Raw genomic sequence first — 19368 nt, 5'->3', positions numbered from 1 at the left:
CTTTCAGACGACCTCTAACAAATTGCTACGACTACGACGGCTACGGCGATTTGACCGCCGTTTACGGACGCGGCGGCAAAAAACTGCGCGGTTTCGCCTACCGCAACCACATCATGGTCGAACACAACCAGCCCGACGGACTGGTGTCCCGCTACGAATACGACCGTTACGACACCGACGGCAAAGTGCTCAAAAGCAGCAACAACCTCGGCGAAGAATGGACGTTTGACTACCGCAAAGACCATACCGTCGTTACCGACGCATTGGGGCGGACAGAAGTGTACGGTTTCGACGAAAACCGCGAACTTATCTACCGCATCGATGCCGACGGACAACGCAGCGACAGCGAACGCGACAGCTACGGCCGCATTACCGTAGAACGCGACCCCCTCGGACGCGAAACCCGCTATCTCTACGATACCGAAGGCAACGTCATCGCCATCACCGCGCCGGACGGCAGCAGCACCCAAATCGACTACCACGAAACCCTCAATCTGCCGGTTGCCGTCAACGATCCCGCAGGCAGGATTACCGCCTACGATTACGACGGACGCGGCAACCTCATCAGCATCACCGATCCCGCCGGTTACACCACAAGCTACGGCTACAACGCCAGATGGCTGCCCGAAACCATTACCGACGCCTTAGGTAAAACCCGACGCCTACACTACGACACCCTCGACCAACTCGTCAGCTTTACCGACTGTACCGGCGAAACCACCCGCTTCGGTTACACCGAATACGGCGATCTCGAAACCGTTACCGATGCGCTGGGCCATACCACCCGCCACCATTACGACGCAGCGGGCAACCCCGTCCGTACCGACTACCCCGACGGCAGTCACGAAACCTTCGAATACGACCGCCTTAACCGGCTGACCGCCCACATCGACGGACTCGGTGCCAAAACCGCCTACGAACTCGCAGTGGACGGACTGCCGCTCAAACGCACCAACGCGCTGGGCCATACCTTCGCCTACGCCTACGACAAAGCCCGCCGTCTGACCGTCCTCACCAACGAAAACGGCGAAACCTACCGTCTCGATTACGACCAAACCGACAACTTGATCCAAGAAACCGGCTGGGACGGCAAAATCACCGCCTACGGCTATGATGCCGCCGGACAACTGGTCCAACAGACCGAATACGGCCAAAGCAATAATGAAGGTCGTCTGAAAGAGCGTACCGAAACTTGGCACATCCACCGGTTCAAACGCAACATCCTCGGCCAACTGATCGAAAAACAAAGCCGCAAAGTCTCCGGCCGCAACGGACAAAGCAAAGACGAAGGCATCAGCCGCACCCGATTCGAATACGACCCGATTACCGGCAACCTGACCAAAGCCCGCAACCAACACAGCAGCGTCGAACTCGCCTACGACGAACTCGACCGACTCATCGGCGAAACCACCGTCCACAACGGCCAAAGCGCCACCGTAGGCTACCAATACGACCCGTTGGGCAACCGCATCCGCACCATCCTGCCCGACGGCCGCCATATCGATTACCTGTACTACGGCAGCGGACACCTGCACCAAATCAGCCTCGACGGTGAAGTCATCACCGACATCGAACGCGACAAACTGCACCGCGAAATCCAAAGGACCCAGGGCAGCATCAGCAGCCTGTACGACTACGACCCCATGGGTCGTCTGAAAAGCCAGCGTACCGTCTGGAGCGGCACGCAAACACCCCGCAGCAAACAAAACCCGCTGGCCGGCGGCGCCGTCAACCGCCGCTACGCCTACGACAAAGCCGGCAACCTGATTCAAAGCGCCGACCAAAGAAGCGGCGTCCTCCATTACGTTTACGACAAAATCGGACGCATTCAAGAAGCCCGCAACAGCCAAAGCGGCCGCAGCGAAACCTTCGCCTTCGACCCCGCCCACAACATCCTCGACATCCCAACATCTACTCCCTCTCCCGTGGGAGAGGGCAAAACGACCGCTCCGATTTCAGACGACCCCAAAACTCAAGGTCGTCTGAAATCACCTGCCCACCCTAACCCGGTCAGCGGCAACCGCCTCAAAGAATACAACGGCATCGAATACACCTACGATGCATTGGGCAACCTGATCTACCGCCAGCTACCTAATGGTGAAAACCAATATTACCAATACGATTTAGAAAACCAGCTCGTCCGCGCCGAAATCAAAAAGCCCGCCGGCAATACCGAGATTTGGACATACGCCTACGACCCGTTCGGCAGACGGCTTTCCAAAGAACGCCAAGACAAACTCGCCTGGACGAGTACCGAACCGAAACGCACCCACTTCGTCTGGGACGGAACACGATTGCTTCAGGAGTACACCTACAAAGGCAGCTATACCTATATCTACACCGACCAAGACAGCTACGAACCGCTGGCGCAAGTCTTTGACAACGCCAAAGACGGCAAACAATACCTCAGCTATTTCCATACCGACCAAATCGGCATCCCGCGCGAGATGACCGATATCCACGGCAATCTGTTGTGGTACGGCGAATACACCGCCTGGGGTCGTCTGAAAAAAGATGAGCGGGTCTACAAGAACGCGCATCAGCCGTTCAGATTGCAAAACCAATACTTTGATGAAGAAACCGGACTGCATTACAACCTGATGCGCTATTACGAGCCCGAGGCCGGGCGGTTTGTGAATCAAGATCCGATTGGGTTGCTGGGTGGGGAGAATCTTTATTGGTTTGCGCCAAACAGCCAGATATGGATTGATCCATTAGGGTGGGTATATGTAGTTTATCGTACAATGTCAAAAAGACATTTTAAAAAATTAAAAATACAGATCGTCTTAAAGCTACGGGAGAAACATTCATTTCTACTAAGCATGCATATTCATCTAAATATCGTGGTGTTTTAATTAGATTTGAAATGCAGGATGATTTTATAGATAAATTATCAAAAATTGGGGTGAGAGATACATCGAAAGTTACTAAAAAGAAATGTCCAGATATGCCTGTTATATCTGATGCTTCAGGCGATTGGACTAAATCATCAGCCTACTTCAAAGGAGAGAAAGGAGTACTTAATATTGGTTTAAGGAAAGGAAAAGGATTGGATATTTTCAATCAAAATATTGTTTCATTTAAACAAGTAGGTAAAAATGTAAAGAGATAAGGAAAAGTACTATATGATTTTTGAAAAAATTGACACCCTAGTGGACTCGTTTCTTGCAGGAGGCTCCAGTGTGCAAGAAATTCAATATACTATTGATCAATATGTTCACGATAAAGATATTGATGTTCCAAAATTTTTTCGTAATTATATAAATGATGGTATCGAGCATAAGAATGGAGATAGAGTTGAATTCTCTCTAATTATTTCGGATATATTCAAGCAAGATAAGATTTTATTGGATATATATGAAAAATTATTATTTGAAACTTGGCATGATAGACATGAAGATATTGTTGATGTTATTAGCCAACATGGGAATGCTTCATCAATACCAAGTTTAATAAAATGTCTTGATATGAATTTGGATTGTATGAAATATAATAATTCTTATTCTTTTCATAAAAAAATTATACATGCAATACAAAATTTAGATGGTAAAAACTATAAAAATCACTTGAAATTAATCTTTCAAAAGTTATCTCCCAAGCTTAGAGCAGAACTTAAGAAGTAAGTAAACCGCGGCATCCATGAAATCATCTAATTTCGATGAAGGATACGTTTGTAACGAAAGCACGCGATTTCTGTTTTTCAGACGACCTCAATATTTTATTAAGGTCGTCTGAATCATTTGTTCTTTAACAATCTCATTGGCAGTTAACATAGAGGTCGTCTGAAAACCAACTTTCAGACGACCTCTAACAAATTGCTACGACTACAACGGCTACGGCGATTTGACCGCCGTTTACGGACGCGACGGCAAAAAACTGCGCGGTTTCGCCTACCGCAACCACATCATGGTCGAACACAACCAGCCTGACGGACTGGTATCCCGCTACGAATACGACCGTTACGACACCGACGGCAAAGTGCTCAAGAGCAGCAACAACCTCGGCGAAGAATGGACGTTCGACTACCGCAAAGACCATACCGTCGTTACCGACGCATTGGGGCGGACGGAAGTGTAGGGTTTCGACGAAAACCGGGAATTTAGATGATGTAAATATAGATCGTGAAAGCGTATCTTGTAATTTAAGTGCTGGTAGTAGTGGATATGTTAAAGAACGTCCCGAACATAACGGTGAAACGACGAAAATGCCCAATCGCGAACATTGCCGCACAACCCATGTTTGACGGGATTGAAATGGATATAGTCTGTGCAACGCTGCAAATCGATTTCGTCGCGCACGGTGTGTTCGTAAAAACGCCGTTGCCAAATACCGCGTTCGTGCCGCCGCTGTTTGCTGGCGGACAGGTTTTCGGCATGAGGGAAATGTGCAGAGAATTTGGTTTTAATCAGCCGCCAGCGTAGGGAATAATCTGCATCGTCAAGCGGTAGCGTCCAAATGGCGTGAATATGGTTCGGCAGTACGCATACGGCGACGGTTTCAAAGGGATATTGTTTTTGCACATCCATATAGGCTGTACGCGAAGCCGATATGTTCGACAAGCAGGCGCGATTTCGGGTCGGCGAGTTTGACGGTGAAAAAGAATGTGCCGCCGGCAATGAAGTTTCTGCGATAACGCGCCATAGGATTTTTGTTTTTGGTTTGAGCGTTGGAGAAGGAATGGCTTGTTGTTTAAGGTTTTTAACTTCGTTGAAGCTGATGTTTTCAGACGACATTGGAGGCCGTCTGAAAACATCAGCTTCAACGAAGTTAAAAGTTGAAACGGCAAACTGTCAATCAAGCAACCGCGTGCGTGCGTACCGCACACACCCTACGCGTTGGTTTTGAAGTTTCGTGTGATTCATCGGTAGGGTGTATGGCTAAACCATGAACGCAGTCGGTCGGATATACAGGCTACGGCTTGCTAAACCCAACAAAACGGGGAAATTTTACGGTTTTGTTGGGTCTAGACCCAACCTATGCTTGCTGCGGTTGCGGCATTGTTTGAAAATCAGCAAATCCATTTTCAATAAAAGAAATGTTATTTTGCTTCATTTCTCTCCAATCCGAGCCATTAGGAAATTTTTCATGTGTAAATATTTCATATATAAACAACCAAAATTTATCCATGCCATCACCTTTATCATACAGTTTATCTGCAAGTTTTTTATATTTTTTCATTTTACTATCAGTTATTTTTCTACACGCACGTTTATCATGCAAGAAAGACAATAAAATAACTATGCAATCATTACTTTTTTCTGCGTAATCATAAAGATTTTCTGATAAGGAAAAACCATAACGAATAGAAAAATATATAGAATAGCTTACAAGCTCATTTAGGTTTCTATTGATTCCGTATTCATAGATACTATTAGATATTTTCTTAATTTCATCAGTGGAAATTTTGTAAATATCAAATAACTGTTTTTCCAGTAGTTGAACTAGGTATGGATAGATTAAAACAAGATGATGAATTATATCAACATAATATTTTAGTGCAGATTTAGAAATTTTTTTCTTAGATAGAATTTTCATTGCATAGTTCATAATAGCTGCATTGTCATGGTTATCAGCCATTAGCTCTATTGTTGCATCTATAAATTGCTGAATAGATATGAAGTTAATGAATTTATGAGTTTTAATTAGTGATAATTTTCTAATCCAATGCGCACTAACTGCTAATGGTAAGTTATCTATTTTAGTTTTTTTGTGATTTAAACTAAGTCCAAACTCCTTTAATTCACTAGATAAGTCAATTAGAAATTGTTCGGATTTTTCAAATGTTTCAGCATAGCATGTATAATCATCAATATTTCTAATATATTGATAGCCTAAGCTCCTCATTTTTTCATCTACAACAACCAATATTATCTCAGAAAGCAAATTAGAAGCATGGCAACCAATTAGAATTCCATGTGTCTCTCCATTATTTATATTCATGGTATATTTATCAATGTCATTATGCCAATATCCGTTTCGTTCTTTTTTAGCAATATCCTTACCTACTAATGCCCATGATAGTGCATGAGTATAAATACTGCCAAAACAATTAGATATATCAGCATTTACAACAAATCTTTTCCCTATCAGTATCTTGGGAATAGGACTATCATCTTCCTCATGGTTTTTAAATGACATCTCAAAAAGTTCTTTTTTATCAAATGACTCTATTTTTCTTGGAGTGGATTTGTGATACTCACCCATTTCAAAAATAATTCTTTTCCCTATTATTTTTCTAATATGAATACGGCTAATTTTAAAATTTTCATACTCGGTATTAGCTTTAAAATGGGCTTTTAATTTATCCCAATTATCTGCTAAACATTTACATAAATTAAAATAAGAAATAGGATTAGGTATGGCAAGCCCTCTTGGAATATTAATATTTCTAATGCTCTCATACGCAATAAAATCAGTAACAAAATCTTGTTTTTGAAATTTGCTATTTCCCCCATGTTGATTATTTTGGGCAAAATTAAAAAAATTTTCTGCTGTTAAAAATGGTGGTATTTTGTCGGCAAATAAACCATAACCAGCCAATCCCTCTAGTAATTCATCATTACTAATTCTATCCATTTGGTCAATATAAGAAAAAGACATAGTATTTCCTTTATTATGTTCCTATGAGTTTTTTAAAACTAGTTTCAAATATCTTCCAGTATAACTTCCTCTCATTTTCACAACCTCCTCCGGCGTCCCCTCTGCCACAATCCTCCCCCCACCATCGCCGCCTTCCGGCCCTAAGTCGACAATCCAATCCGCAGTTTTAATCACATCCAGATTATGCTCGATAATCACTATTGAGTTGCCTTTGCCTTTCAGACGACCTATGACCTCCAGCAGCAGGGCGATGTCGGCGAAGTGCAGGCCGGTGGTGGGTTCGTCTAGGATGTAGAGCGTTCTGCCGGTGTCGCGTTTGGATAGCTCCAAGGCAAGTTTGACGCGCTGGGCTTCGCCGCCGGAGAGGGTGGTGGCGGACTGGCCGAGGCGGATGTAGCCGAGGCCTACGTCCATGAGGGTTTGCAGTTTGCGCGATACGGTGGGGACGGCGTCGAAAAATTCGCGGGCTTCTTCGACGGTCATGTCGAGGACTTGGCTGATGTTTTTGCCTTTATATTGGATTTCGAGGGTTTCGCGGTTGTAGCGTTTGCCGTGGCAGACTTCGCAGGGGACGTACACGTCGGGCAGGAAGTGCATTTCGACTTTAATCACGCCGTCGCCTTGGCAGGCTTCGCAGCGGCCGCCTTTGACGTTGAAGGAGAATCTGCCGACGTTGTAGCCGCGTTCGCGCGAGAGGGGGACGCCGGCGAAGAGTTCGCGGATGGGGGTGAACAGGCCGGTGTAGGTGGCGGGGTTGGAGCGCGGGGTGCGGCCGATGGGGGATTGGTCGACGTTGATGACTTTGTCGAGGTGTTCGAGGCCGTGGATGTCGTCGTATGGGGCGGGCTCTTCTTGGGCGCGGTTGAGTTCGCGGGCGGTGATTTTGGCGAGGGTGTCGTTAATCAGGGTGGACTTGCCGCTGCCGGATACGCCGGTGATGCAGGTAATCAAACCGAGCGGCAGTTCGAGGGTGACGTTTTTGAGGTTGTTGCCGCGCGCGCCTTTGAGGACGAGCATTCTGTCGGGATTGACGGGCGTGCGTTCAGACGGCACGGCAATGGTTTTTTTGCCGCTGAGGTATTGTCCGGTAACGGATTTTTCGCATTTGGCGACGTTTTCGGGCGTATCGGCAATCAGTACGTTGCCGCCGTGTTCGCCCGCGCCTGGGCCCATATCGACGACGAAATCGGCTTCGCGGATGGCGTCTTCGTCGTGTTCGACCACAATCACGCTGTTGCCCAAATCGCGCAGGCGTTTGAGAGTGGCGAGCAGGCGGTCGTTGTCGCGTTGGTGCAGGCCGATGGAGGGTTCGTCCAACACATACATCACGCCGGTCAGGCCGCTGCCGATTTGGCTGGCGAGGCGGATGCGCTGGGCTTCGCCGCCGGAGAGGGTTTCGGCGGAGCGGCTTAAATTCAGGTAATCCAGCCCGACGTTAATCAGGAAGCCGAGGCGCTCGGTGATTTCTTTGAGGATTTTTTCGGCGATTTGTTTTTTGTTGCCGTCCAAATCCAGCGTTTCGAAAAATTGGTGGGTTTTGGTCAGCGGCCAAGCGGAGACTTCGTGTAAAGGTTCGCCACTGACGTAAACGTAGCGGGCTTCTTTGCGCAAACGTGCGCCGCCGCAGCTTGGGCAGGCGCGGTGGTTTTGGTATTCGCGCAGTTTTTCTCGCACGGTTTCGCTGTCGGTTTCGCGGTAGCGGCGTTCGAGATTGGGGATGATGCCTTCGAAGGCGTGGCTGCGGTTGAAGGTGGTGCCGCGTTCGGATAGGTATGTGAAATCAATGACTTCCTTGCCCGAGCCGTGTAATACGACTTTTTTGACTTTTTCAGGTAGCGTTTCCCAAGCAGCCTGCACATCGAAATCATAATGCCGCGCCAGCGACTGAATCATTTGGAAATAGAACTGGTTGCGCTTGTCCCAGCCGTCAATCGCCCCCGTTGCCAGCGACAATTCGGGATGCGCGACCACTTTTTCGGGGTCGAAGAAATTGGTGTTGCCCAAGCCGTCGCAAGTCGGGCAGGAACCCATCGGGTTGTTGAACGAAAAGAGGCGCGGCTCTAGTTCGGGCAGGCTGTACGAACACACGGGGCAGGCGAAACGCGCGGAAAACCAATGCTCTTCGCCGCTGTCCATCTCCATCGCCAGCGCGCGCTCGTTGCCGTGACGCAGCGCGGTTTCAAAACTTTCCGCCAGCCGCTGCTTGATGTCCGCCTTCACTTTCACGCGGTCGATGACCACGTCGATATTGTGCTTGATGTTTTTTTCCAGCTTCGGCACTTCGTCAAGCTGATAGACTTCGCCGTCCACGCGCACCCGCGCAAAACCCTGCGCCTGCAAATCGGCAAAGAAATCGACAAACTCGCCCTTACGCTCGCGCACCGCCGGCGCCAGAATCATCACGCGCGTGTCTTCCGGCAGCTTCAACACGGCATCGACCATCTGCGATACGGTCTGGCTCGACAGCGGCAGCTTGTGTTCGGGGCAATACGGCGTGCCGACGCGGGCGTACAAAAGACGCAGGTAATCATGGATTTCCGTTACCGTGCCGACGGTGGAACGCGGGTTGTGGCTGGTGGATTTCTGCTCGATGGAAATCGCGGGCGACAGACCTTCGATCAAATCGACGTCGGGTTTGTCCATCATCTGCAAAAACTGCCGCGCATAGGCGGACAGGCTCTCGACATAGCGCCGCTGCCCTTCGGCATATAGCGTGTCAAACGCCAGCGACGACTTGCCGCTGCCCGACAGTCCCGTGACTACCACCAGCTTGTGGCGCGGAATGTCCAAATCGACGTTTTTCAAATTATGCGTGCGCGCGCCGCGGATGCGGATAGTGTCGTTGTCGCGGGCTTCTGAGTGGGGAGTTTTACTGTCGTTTTGATGATGGTGGTTGCACATGGTCGGACTGTCTTAAGCGGCTAAAATAAAACGGCTATTGTAACACTTTTCGCTTGGGTTTCAGATTGCGGGAGGTCGTCTGAAAAGCTGGTAAGGGTATTTTCAGACGACCTTTGGTCATTGGAGGGAATGGATTGTTAATGGCTTTTGTTATTACGGAGTTTGCTTATCGTTTTGGGGTTTCGCTATCCGGGCAAGGCTGTACTGTAAGAAAAGGAGGTAAATTTTAATAAAAGCGTGATGGCGTAACAGCCATATTGGGAAATGCGAAGCATATTTCCCGAGTACGGCTTTTTTATATTTAAACTGCTTTTTGATTTGGATTTTTAATATAGTGAATTATTAAAAACTATCATATCGGTTTATTGCATTGTTAAATAAAAATACCATATCTTGTGTTCTTATGATTTAATTCGCACCATATATTGTATTTATGAGTAGCAAGTCATGGCGGCATTGAAATTCACAATCGAGCAAATCGTATGGCAGGAAGTGCCGGGCGAAGTGTCGCTGGCGTTTCTGTTTTCAGGCTGCCCGCTGCGCTGCAAGAGCTGCCACAGTGCCGATGCGTGGAAAGAAGGTATCGGCACGGAATTGACCGAGGATTATTTGAGAGGCCGTCTGAAACGCTATCGCGGGCTGATTAGCTGCGTGTTGTTTATGGGCGGGGAATGGCAGCCGGAAGCCTTGCAGAAAATGTTGGGCATCGTGACGCAGGCGGGTTTGAAAGCCTGTTTGTACACCGGTTTGGAGCGTGAGGAGCTGGAGGCGGTTTCAGACGGCATCCTGCCTTATCTGACGTATCTGAAAACCGGCCGCTGGCAGATGGAGCTGGGCGGCTTGGACAGCCCGACAACCAATCAGAAGTTTATCGATTTGCGCACGGGCGAGGTGTTGAACCGCTTGTTTATCCAAGACAAACCCGCGCCCAAAATCATCCCGATTACAACCCAGCCGCAGGCGGCCGCTTTTCAGACGGCCTGAGGCTTTTTATCCAACCCACACAGGAGGACTTAACATGATTCGGCTGCATCCCGAACAGTTAAACGGCAAACTGCAATTCATGCACGACTACATCAGTGCGCAAAACGCGGCGGACGGCTCGAAAATGGACGCCAATGCCAACGTTACCCAGAAAAACATCGCCACGATGGAAGCGGAAATCATGAAAGACTTTTTCGTGCAGATTAACCGCGCCCAAGTGTCGCGCAAAATCGCCGAAATTTTCGACCAATCCGTTGCCGACGAATACATCCGCCAGATTGAGGCACACGAGATTTATGTGCACGACGAAACCAGCCTCAAGCCTTATTGCGTGTCGGTTACGCTGTATCCTTTCCTACTCGACGGGTTAAGTAAACTCGGCGGCGAATCCAAGGCGCCGCAACATTTGGCATCATTTTGCGGTTCGTTTATCAACCTGGTGTTTGCCATCAGCGCGCAGTTTGCCGGCGCGGTGGCGACGGTGGAATTTCTGACTTATTTCGACTACTTCGCCCGCAAAGACTACGGCGACAACTATTTGGAAACCCACGGCAAAGAAATCGCCAACCATATGCAGCAGGTGGTGTACAGCATCAACCAGCCCGCCGCCGCACGCGGCTATCAGAGCGTGTTTTGGAATATTTCCGTTTACGATCAATATTATTTCGACGCGATGTTCGGCGATTTCGTCTTCCCCGATTTCAGCAAACCGGTGTGGGCGAGCGTGGCGAAGCTGCAAAACTTCTTCCTCAAATGGTTCAATCAGGAACGCACCAAAGCCGTTTTGACTTTCCCCGTCGTGACCGCTGCGATGCTGACTGATGGCGGCAAATGCAAAGACACCGTGTTCGCCGACGCAATGGCGAAAGAGTTGGCGGAGGGCAATTCCTTCTTCGTCTATCTTTCCGACAATCCCGACTCGTTGGCTTCCTGCTGCCGCCTGCGTAACGCCATCGAAGACCGCACTTTCAGCTATACCCTCGGCGCAGGCGGCGTGGCGACTGGTTCCATTAACGTCATCACCATCAATATGAACCGGCTGGAGCAAGACGGGCGCGACCTTGCCGCCGAAGTCGCCAAAATCCACAAATACCAATACGCCTACCGCAAACTGATGGAAGAATACCAAGCCGCCGGAATGCTGCCCGTTTACGATGCAGGCTTCATCACGCTGGACAAACAGTTCCTCACCATCGGCATCAACGGCATGGCGGAAGCCGCCGAATCGCAAGGCATCAAAGTCGGCTACAACGACGACTACATCAACTTCGTCCAAGGCCGTCTGAAAACCATATTTGAAGCCAACCAAGCCGCCAGCAAACACTACGGCGTGAAGTTCAACACCGAGTTTGTCCCCGCCGAAAACCTCGGCGTGAAAAACGCCAAATGGGACAAAGCCGACGGCTACCAAGTCAGCCGCGAATGCTACAACTCCTATTTCTACGTCGTCGAAGACGAAGAAATCAACGCGCTCGACAAATTCCTGCTGCACGGCAAAGAACTGGTGGACTGGCTCGACGGCGGCTCCGCGCTGCACCTGAATCTCGACGAAGCCCTGCCCGAATCCGGCTACCGCTCGCTCTTGGACATTGCCGCACAAACCGGCTGCAACTACTTCTGCGTGAACGTGCGCATTACCATCTGCAACGAATGCGGCCACATCGATAAACGCACCTTGCACGCCTGTTCCGCCTGCGGCAGCCACGACATCGACTACGGCACCCGCGTCATCGGCTACTTGAAACGCGTATCCGCATTCAGTAGCGGTCGTCGCAAAGAACACGCACTACGGCATTACCACCGCAAAGCGGCTTGATGGTATTGAATAGATAAAGGTCGTCTGAAAACCGGTTTTGGGTTTTCAGACGACCTTTTGGGTTTTGTTTATGACTTTATCTTTATAAAGGATGAATGAGTTTTAAATTGCGGTATTTAGAAAGTTTAAACTCAATTAGCCTTTGAAGCCGAGAATAAGAAAAACGACCGATACGCTGTACCGGTCGTTTTTACGAATCCTGCTGAATTAGAACCAAGCTTTGATCAAAGCGGCAGTACCTGCGATACCGCCAATCAAGCCGACTGCATTGGCTGCGGTACCCATTGCGCCGTTGACTTGGTCACGTTTGTCTTGACGTTTTTCGCGTTCCAGTGCCAACTCTTCTGAAACATTGGTACGTTGACGGCGGTGTTGTTCCAGCTCGGCACGGGAGAGTTGTGCAGATTCGCGGTTGCGGCCAGCTTTGATGGCTGCGGAATCGCTACCGATAGCCAAATCGCCTACGGAGCCTCCGGGGGCAGAGCAACCGGTGATAACGAAAGAAGTCAGGAGCAGGGCTGCGATTTTATTTTTCATGATGTTACCTGTTTGAAATATAAGTATTAGGAATCCAATAATCCGTAAGGACCGGTGATCAGTGAAGGATGTAGATGCGGTTGTTGCGGTTGGCGCGGTTGATAGCGTCGGCTTCATCCATCATTTCTTGACGGCGCTCGCGGCGGCGCTCTGCACGTTCTGCGCGTTCGTCAGCTTGAACGCGGCGGGAGTCGGCACGCATGGTAGCTTCTTGTTCATAGGATGGTGAGTAGTGCATATGGCCGTAAGTACAGCCGGTAAGCGCACCAATCAGGGCAGTCAGTAAAATAGCTTGTTTTAACATAGGTAATAATCTCAGATGAAAAGAAGGGCTGGTGAAAAATTTTCTGTATATTATTTTAATCTTATGGAATTTACAAGTTAAAACTTCTGTCGTAATTCAAAAAAGTATGTTAACGAATGTTTTGGAATTTATTTCATATATGAAAGAAACAAATCAAATCGTTTTTTGCAATGAACTGTATGACAATATTGGATTTTATGGAAGTTCCTCGATAAATTATTACTTGGAAAACTTATTTAAATCTTACGAAAAACGAATTTCAGAGATTAAATGAGAAATACTTAGGTTTGCTGCTGAAACAATGAAAAAGATGGCTGCTATTTAGAATATTATGATAATAGAAATTTTCCCGCCGATTTGTCAGCATGTCTTTAGAGTCATCAATCAAAATTTTGGGATAAGTCAAACTAAGCAGGAAAATCTTGGTCTGAACGGTTGTTTTCTCTGAATTATTAGGAACGCGCAATCTTATTTATATTAAGATTCGGTTTATTGTAAACAGGCGAATTGTGTCATGAGCGAACATTTGGAAGAGCAGGCTGCGGGCTTGGGTATTGATTTGGGTTTTCACGACATCGGTGGAATTTATCATGCGACCAAGCCCGAGGTTTTGGAAGGGATTATTAAGGCTTTGCAGCAGGACGGTTTTTCAGACGACCTTTATGCGGATACTTTGGTCGCGCATGAAAATGGTCGGGAATCTTTACAACTGCCTGCTGAGTTTCATAGCGCAGCTGAAGTTTGCTTGGAAGACGAAGCGGGCGGACGGCAGGTTTTGCCATTGAACCATGGCGAAGACGGCGCGCTTTGGGTGGCGCTGCCGGCTTTGGCTTGCGGCTATTACACTTTGTCTGCGGAAGCGGAAGGCGGCGTCCGCAAGGTGCGGCTGGTGGTTGCGCCGCAGTCGGTTTATCAGCCGAAAACGCTGGAACACGGTTTGCGCATGAACGGACTGACAACGCATCTGTACAGCCTGCGTTCGCAACGGAACTGGGGCATCGGGGATTTTACCGATTTGCTGGATTTGATGGCGTTTGCGGCGGATAAGCAACTGGATTTCGTCGGCATCAATCCGCTGCATGCGCTTTTCAGTGCCAAGCCTGCTTTTGCCAGCCCGTACAGCCCGTCTTCGCGCGAATGGCTCAATCCGATTTATCTGGATGTGGAAAAGGTCGGCGCGTTTACTTACAACGAAAAGCTGAAAAACTGGCTCAAGCAGCCGAATATCTGCCAGCGCATTGCGGCGTTGCGGATTACGGAAACCGTCGCTTATACGGCGGTTTGGGCGTTCAAGCGCGATGCTTTGCAGAGGGCGTTTGACGCGTTTGAAAACGACGGATGCGAAGCCGCCGAACAAGAGCGGGCGGCATTTGACGCCTTTGTCGAAGAACGCGGCTGGGCTTTGGAAGGCTTCGGTTTGTTTGAGGCGTTGGATCAGTATTACAACCGCTCCGGTGAAGTGGGTTGGCTGTCTTGGCCGGCGGAGTTTCATGATCCGCATGGTGAGGCAGTTCAAAGATTTGCACAGGGCCATCGCCGCGAAATCCGTTTTTATATGTGGCTGCAATGGCTTTGCGCGGAGCAGTTGCGCGAAGTGAACGAGGCGGCTGCGGCGCGCAGCGTGAAGCTGGGGATTTACGGCGATTTGGCGGTCGGCGTAGCACGCGGCAGCGCGGACACTTGGCTTAACCGCGCCGATTACTGCATGGATATGGCGGTCGGCGCGCCGCCCGATCCGTTCAGCCCGACGGGGCAAAACTGGGATTTGCCGCCGCTCAATCCGATGATGTTGAAGCACACGGGTTATGAGAAGTTCGTCCGCCTTTTGCGTGAAAATATGCGGCTTTACGGCATCTTGCGCATCGATCATGTGATGGCTTTGTGCCGTCTGTGGTGGGTTGCGGGCAAGACGGCGGACTTTGGCGCGTATGTGCATTACGACGCGGATGTGATGTTTGCCATCCTGGCTTTGGAAAGCCGGCGGAATCGATGCGTGGTCATCGGCGAGGATTTGGGAACGGTACCCGACCAAGCGCGTTATTTGCTGAACCGCTATCAGGTGTTTTCTTATAAGGTCGTGTATTTCAGCAAAGGCTGGCACGGCTTTGAGTTGCCCGAAGAATATCCCGAACAGGCGATTACGGTGGTCAGTACGCACGATGTCGCGCCCTTGGCGGGCTATTGGACGGGCAAGGATTTGGATTTGATGTTCCGCTTGGGTACGATTCCCGATGCGGAAACTTTTCAGACGACCTTAGAAGCGCGCGAACACGATAAGGCGGATTTGTTCGATAAGTTGAAACACGCAGGCTGCCTGCCTGCCGACGCCGAGATGTCGTCTGAAATTGACGAAACGCTGTTAACCGCCTTGCACCGGTATGCCGCCATGAGCCGCAGCAAACTGTATGCGGTGCAGCTGGAAAACCTGCTGGGCATGAGCGACAACCTGAATGTGCCGGGCGTTTCCGAGGGTTATCCCAACTGGGCGCGCAAAATGCCCGCTGCGCTTGAAGATTTTCCCCACAACCGCCTGATGGGCGGCCAACTTGCCATGATTGGAGAGGTACGCATGAAGAAAAACAGCCGGATGAAGCCTTATCACGAGCTTGACCAAGTCGAACGCGACACGGTCGAAAGCCTGTTTCTTGCCACCCACAGCGATTTGTTCGCCTATTTGGGACGACACCGCCTTGCCGAAGGCGACGAGGTCGTGCGGACCCTGATTCCGAACGCTTGGGGCGTGGATATTGTCAACCGTGAAACTGGCGAACTGATTACGTCGTCTGAAAAAGTCGATGAACACGGATTCTTTGTTGCCGTGTTGCCCGAAGGCGCGCCCAATTATGCGTTGAACGTCCGTTATGCCGAAGATGCCGAGCCTGTTCGCGAAGAAGACCCTTACCGCTTCGGCTCTGCCTTAAAAGATATGGATTCTTGGTTGCTGGCGGAAGGCAAACACCTGCGTCCTTATGAAGCCTTGGGCGCGCATTTTGCCGAAGTGGACGGCGTGAAAGGCGTGAGCTTTGCCGTATGGGCGCCGAACGCGCAGCGCGTTTCTGTCATCGGCGAATTCAACCACTGGGACGGCCGCCGCCACGTCATGCGTTTCCACCGCGACAACGGCATTTGGGACATCTTCATCCCCGCCGTCAAACTCAACGCCCTCTACAAATTTGAAATCCGCGATGCCAACGGCAATGTACGGCAAAAAACCGACCCGTATGCCTTCGGCGCGGAGTTGCGTCCGAATACCGCGTCTGTCGTGCGCGGTTTGCCGGAAAAAGTCGAAACACCCGACTTCCGCGCCCGCGCCAACGCCATTGACGCGCCTATCAGCATTTATGAGGTGCATTTGGGTTCATGGAAACGCAATCCCGAAAACAACTTCTGGCTGACTTACGAACAGCTCGCCAAAGAATTGGTCGCATACGTCAAAGACATGGGCTTCACCCATATCGAATTCCTGCCCGTTTCCGAATACCCGTTTGACGGCTCGTGGGGCTATCAGGCGACCGGATTGTATGCGCCGACCAGCCGTTTCGGTTCGCCCGACGAATTGCGCGCCCTGATTAAAGCCGCCCACGACGAAGGCATCGGCGTCATCCTCGACTGGGTGGTCGGACACTTCCCGACCGACGACCACGGGCTTGCCAAGTTTGACGGCACCGCGCTGTACGAACACGCCGACCCGCGCGAAGGCTACCACCAAGACTGGAACACCCTGATTTACAACTTCGGCAGGAACGAAGTCAAAAACTTCCTGCAAGGCAATGCCCTGTATTGGATAGAGCGTTTCGGTTTCGACGGTATCCGCGTGGACGCCGTCGCCTCCATGATTTACCGCAACTATTCGCGCAAAGACGGCGAATGGATACCCAACCAATACGGCGGCCATGAAAACCTCGAGGCCATTGCCTTCCTGCGCGATACCAACACCATGCTGAAAGAAGTCGTCCCCTCCGCCACCGAAATCGCCGAAGAATCGACCTCGTTCGCCAACGTAACCCGTCAAGAAGGCTTGAACTTCAGCTACAAATGGAACATGGGCTGGATGAACGACACCTTGCGCTACATGATGGAAGACCCCATCAACCGCAAATACCACCACAACAAAATGACCTTCGGCATGATGTACCAATACAGCGAAAACTTCGTCCTGCCGCTCTCGCACGACGAAGTCGTACACGGCAAACGCTCGCTGCTCGGACGGATGCCCGGCGACTGCTGGCAGCAATTCGCCAACCTGCGCGCCTACTACGGCTTCATGTACGGCTTCCCCGGCAAAAAACTCCTGTTTATGGGCAACGAGTTCGCGCAAGGCAGAGAGTGGAACTACAACGAAGGACTGGATTGGTTCCTGCTCGACCAAGAAGGCGGCTGGCACAAAGGCGTACAAAACTTCGTGCGCGATTTGAACCGCGTCTATAAAGACACCGCGCCGCTTTACCAGCTCGACCAATGGCCGGAAGGCTTCGAATGGCTGGTTGCCGACGACGGCAACAATTCCGTCTTCGTCTTCGAACGCCGCAACCGCGAAGGCAACCGCGTCATCGTCATCAGCAACTTCACGCCCGTCGTCCACGACAGCTACCGCTTCGGCGTGAACGAAGCCGGCGAATACCGCGAAATCCTCAATTCAGACGACCCCGGCTACAACGGCAGCGGCGTATCCGCCGGACAAATCCTGCAGACCGAAGAAATCTGGTCGCACGGCAGACCCAACTCGCTCGCCGTCAAAGTACCGCCGCTGGCAACGGTTTACCTCTACAAAGCCGCCGAACCCAGGGCAACGGAGGCAGCCGAGCAGGCAGAAGGCGAAGCGTAAGCTTGAACTGAACTTGTTTTTGAACGCAGAAAGACAGCTTCAAACCAACCGCTTTGTCTGTTTCAGACGACCTTTTGAGATGAAGGGGTCGTCTGAAATTTTTTTGGGGGAACGAATAAGGTTTCATCCTGATATAGTGGATTAAATTTAAATCAGGACAAGGCGACGAAGCTGCAGACAGTACAGATAGTACGGAACCGATTCACTTGGTGCTTCAGCACCTTAGAGAATCGTTCTCTTTGAGCTAAGGCGAGGCAACGCCGTATTGGTTTAAATTTAATCCACTATATTTTCATTTATGTTTGCTCAGCCGTTGTTACTCGGGCAAGAATGGCGGCAAACCGTCAGGCTTGCAGTTCAACGATGCAGGGTTTTAAGGGTATTGGTTTATGTTAGTGCCTCCTTCAAATCGTCTGAAACCGTTTTTTCAGACGACCCATATCCTCTTAAAACAAATTTAACTATCGGATTTTAATGATGATTGGAAGATGGCTTGCATTGAAGGCGGGGGCGGTTTGTTATATAGTGAAATAAAAAAACAGACCGGATGACGGAATCGGGGCGTTTTGCGTGCTTGATAAAATAACGGTTGGTTGGCATTTGTATCGGCTCGGCTTGGGATGAGACGTTGGTTTGCGACGGCAGCGTCCGCAGGCGGTCTGATATTTCAGAAGATTTTTGTTTCATTTGAGTCTTGGATATTTGTCCTATGACAACAATACAGGCAGATGAGGTGAAGATAATGAACGGTGTAACCAGTGCGCAATTTATTTCCGCAGGCATTCATTTTTATCCCAGATGCGGCTACAAGCAGCTGTCCGAGCAGGCGATCGCGGAGCATTTGAATTCGAATTTGGAAACGTTCAACAGGATGTTTGCCGATAAAGACGAATTTGTGAAGGCGATGTTGATTGAGTACAGCAATCGGGCTTTGGGGCGGGTGTCGTTCGATTTTGCCCAAAACATCGAAGATACGGAGCGGCTGTATCAGATTGTCTGGCGGCTGGCGGTGACGATACGCGAGCATTTGGCTTGGATACACAGGATGCTGCTGGACAGCGAAGAAGGCGTGGATTTGATTACCAAAGCGTTGAAAAAGCAGCATAAGATGCTTGCCTGCGGGATGATTCAGCATATTAAGGCGTGCAACGGCAGGGAGAATGTGCCGGAATTGGCTCTGTTTAATCAGTTTGAGTTTCTCAACGGTGCGGTCATCTCGCCGATGATTATGAACACGCGTTACCGTATGTTGGGGATACTGACCGATGAGATGAACGGGCGGCATGAGGATTTGCTGACCGATTCGTCCATCCACCAAAGGATAGATTGGGCGTTTGCCGCGCTGTTTCCGCATTACCGCTCTAAGGCGCGTCCGTTTTGACGATTAAGGTGTAACGCAAC

Annotated in this window: 13 protein-coding genes and 1 pseudogene; 9 read left to right on the top strand and 5 right to left on the bottom strand. The window is 49.9% G+C overall.

What is annotated here, in order from left to right:
- Positions 1 to 50: 50 nt before the first annotated feature.
- The 4 genes and pseudogenes from H3L95_RS04885 to H3L95_RS04870 all read left to right on the top strand — a co-directional run.
- Positions 51 to 2855, top strand: a pseudogene (locus H3L95_RS04885) (RHS repeat-associated core domain-containing protein); the annotation flags it as partial.
- Complete coding sequence (locus tag H3L95_RS04880) at positions 2768 to 3112, top strand: hypothetical protein (protein ID WP_510370978.1); 345 nt, start codon at positions 2768 to 2770, stop codon at positions 3110 to 3112. The pseudogene H3L95_RS04885 and the gene H3L95_RS04880, both read left to right, overlap by 88 nt.
- 13 nt (positions 3113 to 3125) lie before the next feature.
- Complete coding sequence (locus H3L95_RS04875; protein WP_003761204.1) at positions 3126 to 3623, top strand: hypothetical protein; 498 nt, start codon at positions 3126 to 3128, stop codon at positions 3621 to 3623.
- 220 nt (positions 3624 to 3843) lie between these two features.
- Positions 3844 to 4077 carry a type IV secretion protein Rhs gene (locus tag H3L95_RS04870; RefSeq protein WP_003761201.1) on the top strand — a complete coding sequence of 78 codons (234 nt, stop codon included), beginning with the start codon at positions 3844 to 3846 and terminating at the stop codon, positions 4075 to 4077.
- Positions 4078 to 4166: 89 nt separating this feature from the next.
- Here the strand turns inward: H3L95_RS04870 and H3L95_RS04865 are convergent, their stop codons facing one another.
- On the bottom strand, positions 4167 to 4526 hold the full coding sequence (locus tag H3L95_RS04865) for an REP-associated tyrosine transposase (RefSeq protein ID WP_094105991.1): 360 nt from the start codon (positions 4524 to 4526) through the stop codon (positions 4167 to 4169).
- Positions 4527 to 4548: 22 nt separating this feature from the next.
- Between H3L95_RS04865 and H3L95_RS04860 the strand changes: the two genes are divergently transcribed.
- Positions 4549 to 4845, top strand: a complete 297-nt coding sequence (locus tag H3L95_RS04860; RefSeq protein ID WP_094105990.1) for a hypothetical protein — start codon at positions 4549 to 4551, stop codon at positions 4843 to 4845.
- Positions 4846 to 4974: 129 nt separating this feature from the next.
- On the opposite strand, the gene H3L95_RS04855 is transcribed toward H3L95_RS04860, so the two are convergent.
- Both H3L95_RS04855 and uvrA read right to left on the bottom strand, forming a co-directional pair.
- Positions 4975 to 6600: an RNA-directed DNA polymerase gene (locus tag H3L95_RS04855; protein WP_003761195.1), complete on the bottom strand. Its 1626-nt coding sequence runs from the start codon at positions 6598 to 6600 to the stop codon at positions 4975 to 4977.
- 21 nt (positions 6601 to 6621) lie between these two features.
- On the bottom strand, positions 6622 to 9501 hold the full coding sequence (gene uvrA, locus H3L95_RS04850) for an excinuclease ABC subunit UvrA (RefSeq protein ID WP_003761193.1): 2880 nt from the start codon (positions 9499 to 9501) through the stop codon (positions 6622 to 6624).
- A gap of 447 nt (positions 9502 to 9948) precedes the next feature.
- Between uvrA and nrdG the strand changes: the two genes are divergently transcribed.
- Together nrdG and nrdD are read left to right on the top strand one after the other, a co-directional pair.
- Positions 9949 to 10485 (top strand): anaerobic ribonucleoside-triphosphate reductase activating protein, encoded by a 537-nt coding sequence (gene nrdG, locus H3L95_RS04845; RefSeq protein WP_003761192.1) that lies wholly within the window; start codon positions 9949 to 9951, stop codon positions 10483 to 10485.
- A gap of 34 nt (positions 10486 to 10519) precedes the next feature.
- Positions 10520 to 12301 carry an anaerobic ribonucleoside-triphosphate reductase gene (gene nrdD / locus H3L95_RS04840; protein WP_003761190.1) on the top strand — a complete coding sequence of 594 codons (1782 nt, stop codon included), beginning with the start codon at positions 10520 to 10522 and terminating at the stop codon, positions 12299 to 12301.
- A gap of 207 nt (positions 12302 to 12508) precedes the next feature.
- On the opposite strand, the gene H3L95_RS04835 is transcribed toward nrdD, so the two are convergent.
- Together H3L95_RS04835 and H3L95_RS04830 are read right to left on the bottom strand one after the other, a co-directional pair.
- Positions 12509 to 12838, bottom strand: a complete 330-nt coding sequence (locus H3L95_RS04835; protein WP_003761187.1) for an NGK_0946 family protein — start codon at positions 12836 to 12838, stop codon at positions 12509 to 12511.
- 58 nt (positions 12839 to 12896) lie between these two features.
- Positions 12897 to 13142 carry a hypothetical protein gene (locus H3L95_RS04830; protein WP_003761186.1) on the bottom strand — a complete coding sequence of 82 codons (246 nt, stop codon included), beginning with the start codon at positions 13140 to 13142 and terminating at the stop codon, positions 12897 to 12899.
- A 514-nt stretch (positions 13143 to 13656) separates the two neighbouring features.
- Here H3L95_RS04830 and glgB point away from each other — a divergent pair.
- Both glgB and H3L95_RS04820 read left to right on the top strand, forming a co-directional pair.
- The gene (gene glgB, locus H3L95_RS04825) at positions 13657 to 17967 is read left to right on the top strand and encodes a 1,4-alpha-glucan branching protein GlgB (RefSeq protein WP_003761180.1); all 4311 of its coding nucleotides are present in this window, start codon (positions 13657 to 13659) and stop codon (positions 17965 to 17967) included.
- A gap of 709 nt (positions 17968 to 18676) precedes the next feature.
- Entirely contained in the window at positions 18677 to 19348 is a 672-nt protein-coding gene (locus tag H3L95_RS04820; RefSeq protein WP_003761174.1) for a TetR/AcrR family transcriptional regulator, read from the top strand.
- The last annotated feature ends 20 nt before the right edge of the window (positions 19349 to 19368 follow it).

The organism is Neisseria sicca (assembly GCF_014054945.1).
Lineage (GTDB): Bacteria > Pseudomonadota > Gammaproteobacteria > Burkholderiales > Neisseriaceae > Neisseria > Neisseria sicca.
The sequence above is the reverse complement of the archived record's forward strand: the minus strand, read 5'-3'. Positions and strand labels throughout refer to the sequence as shown.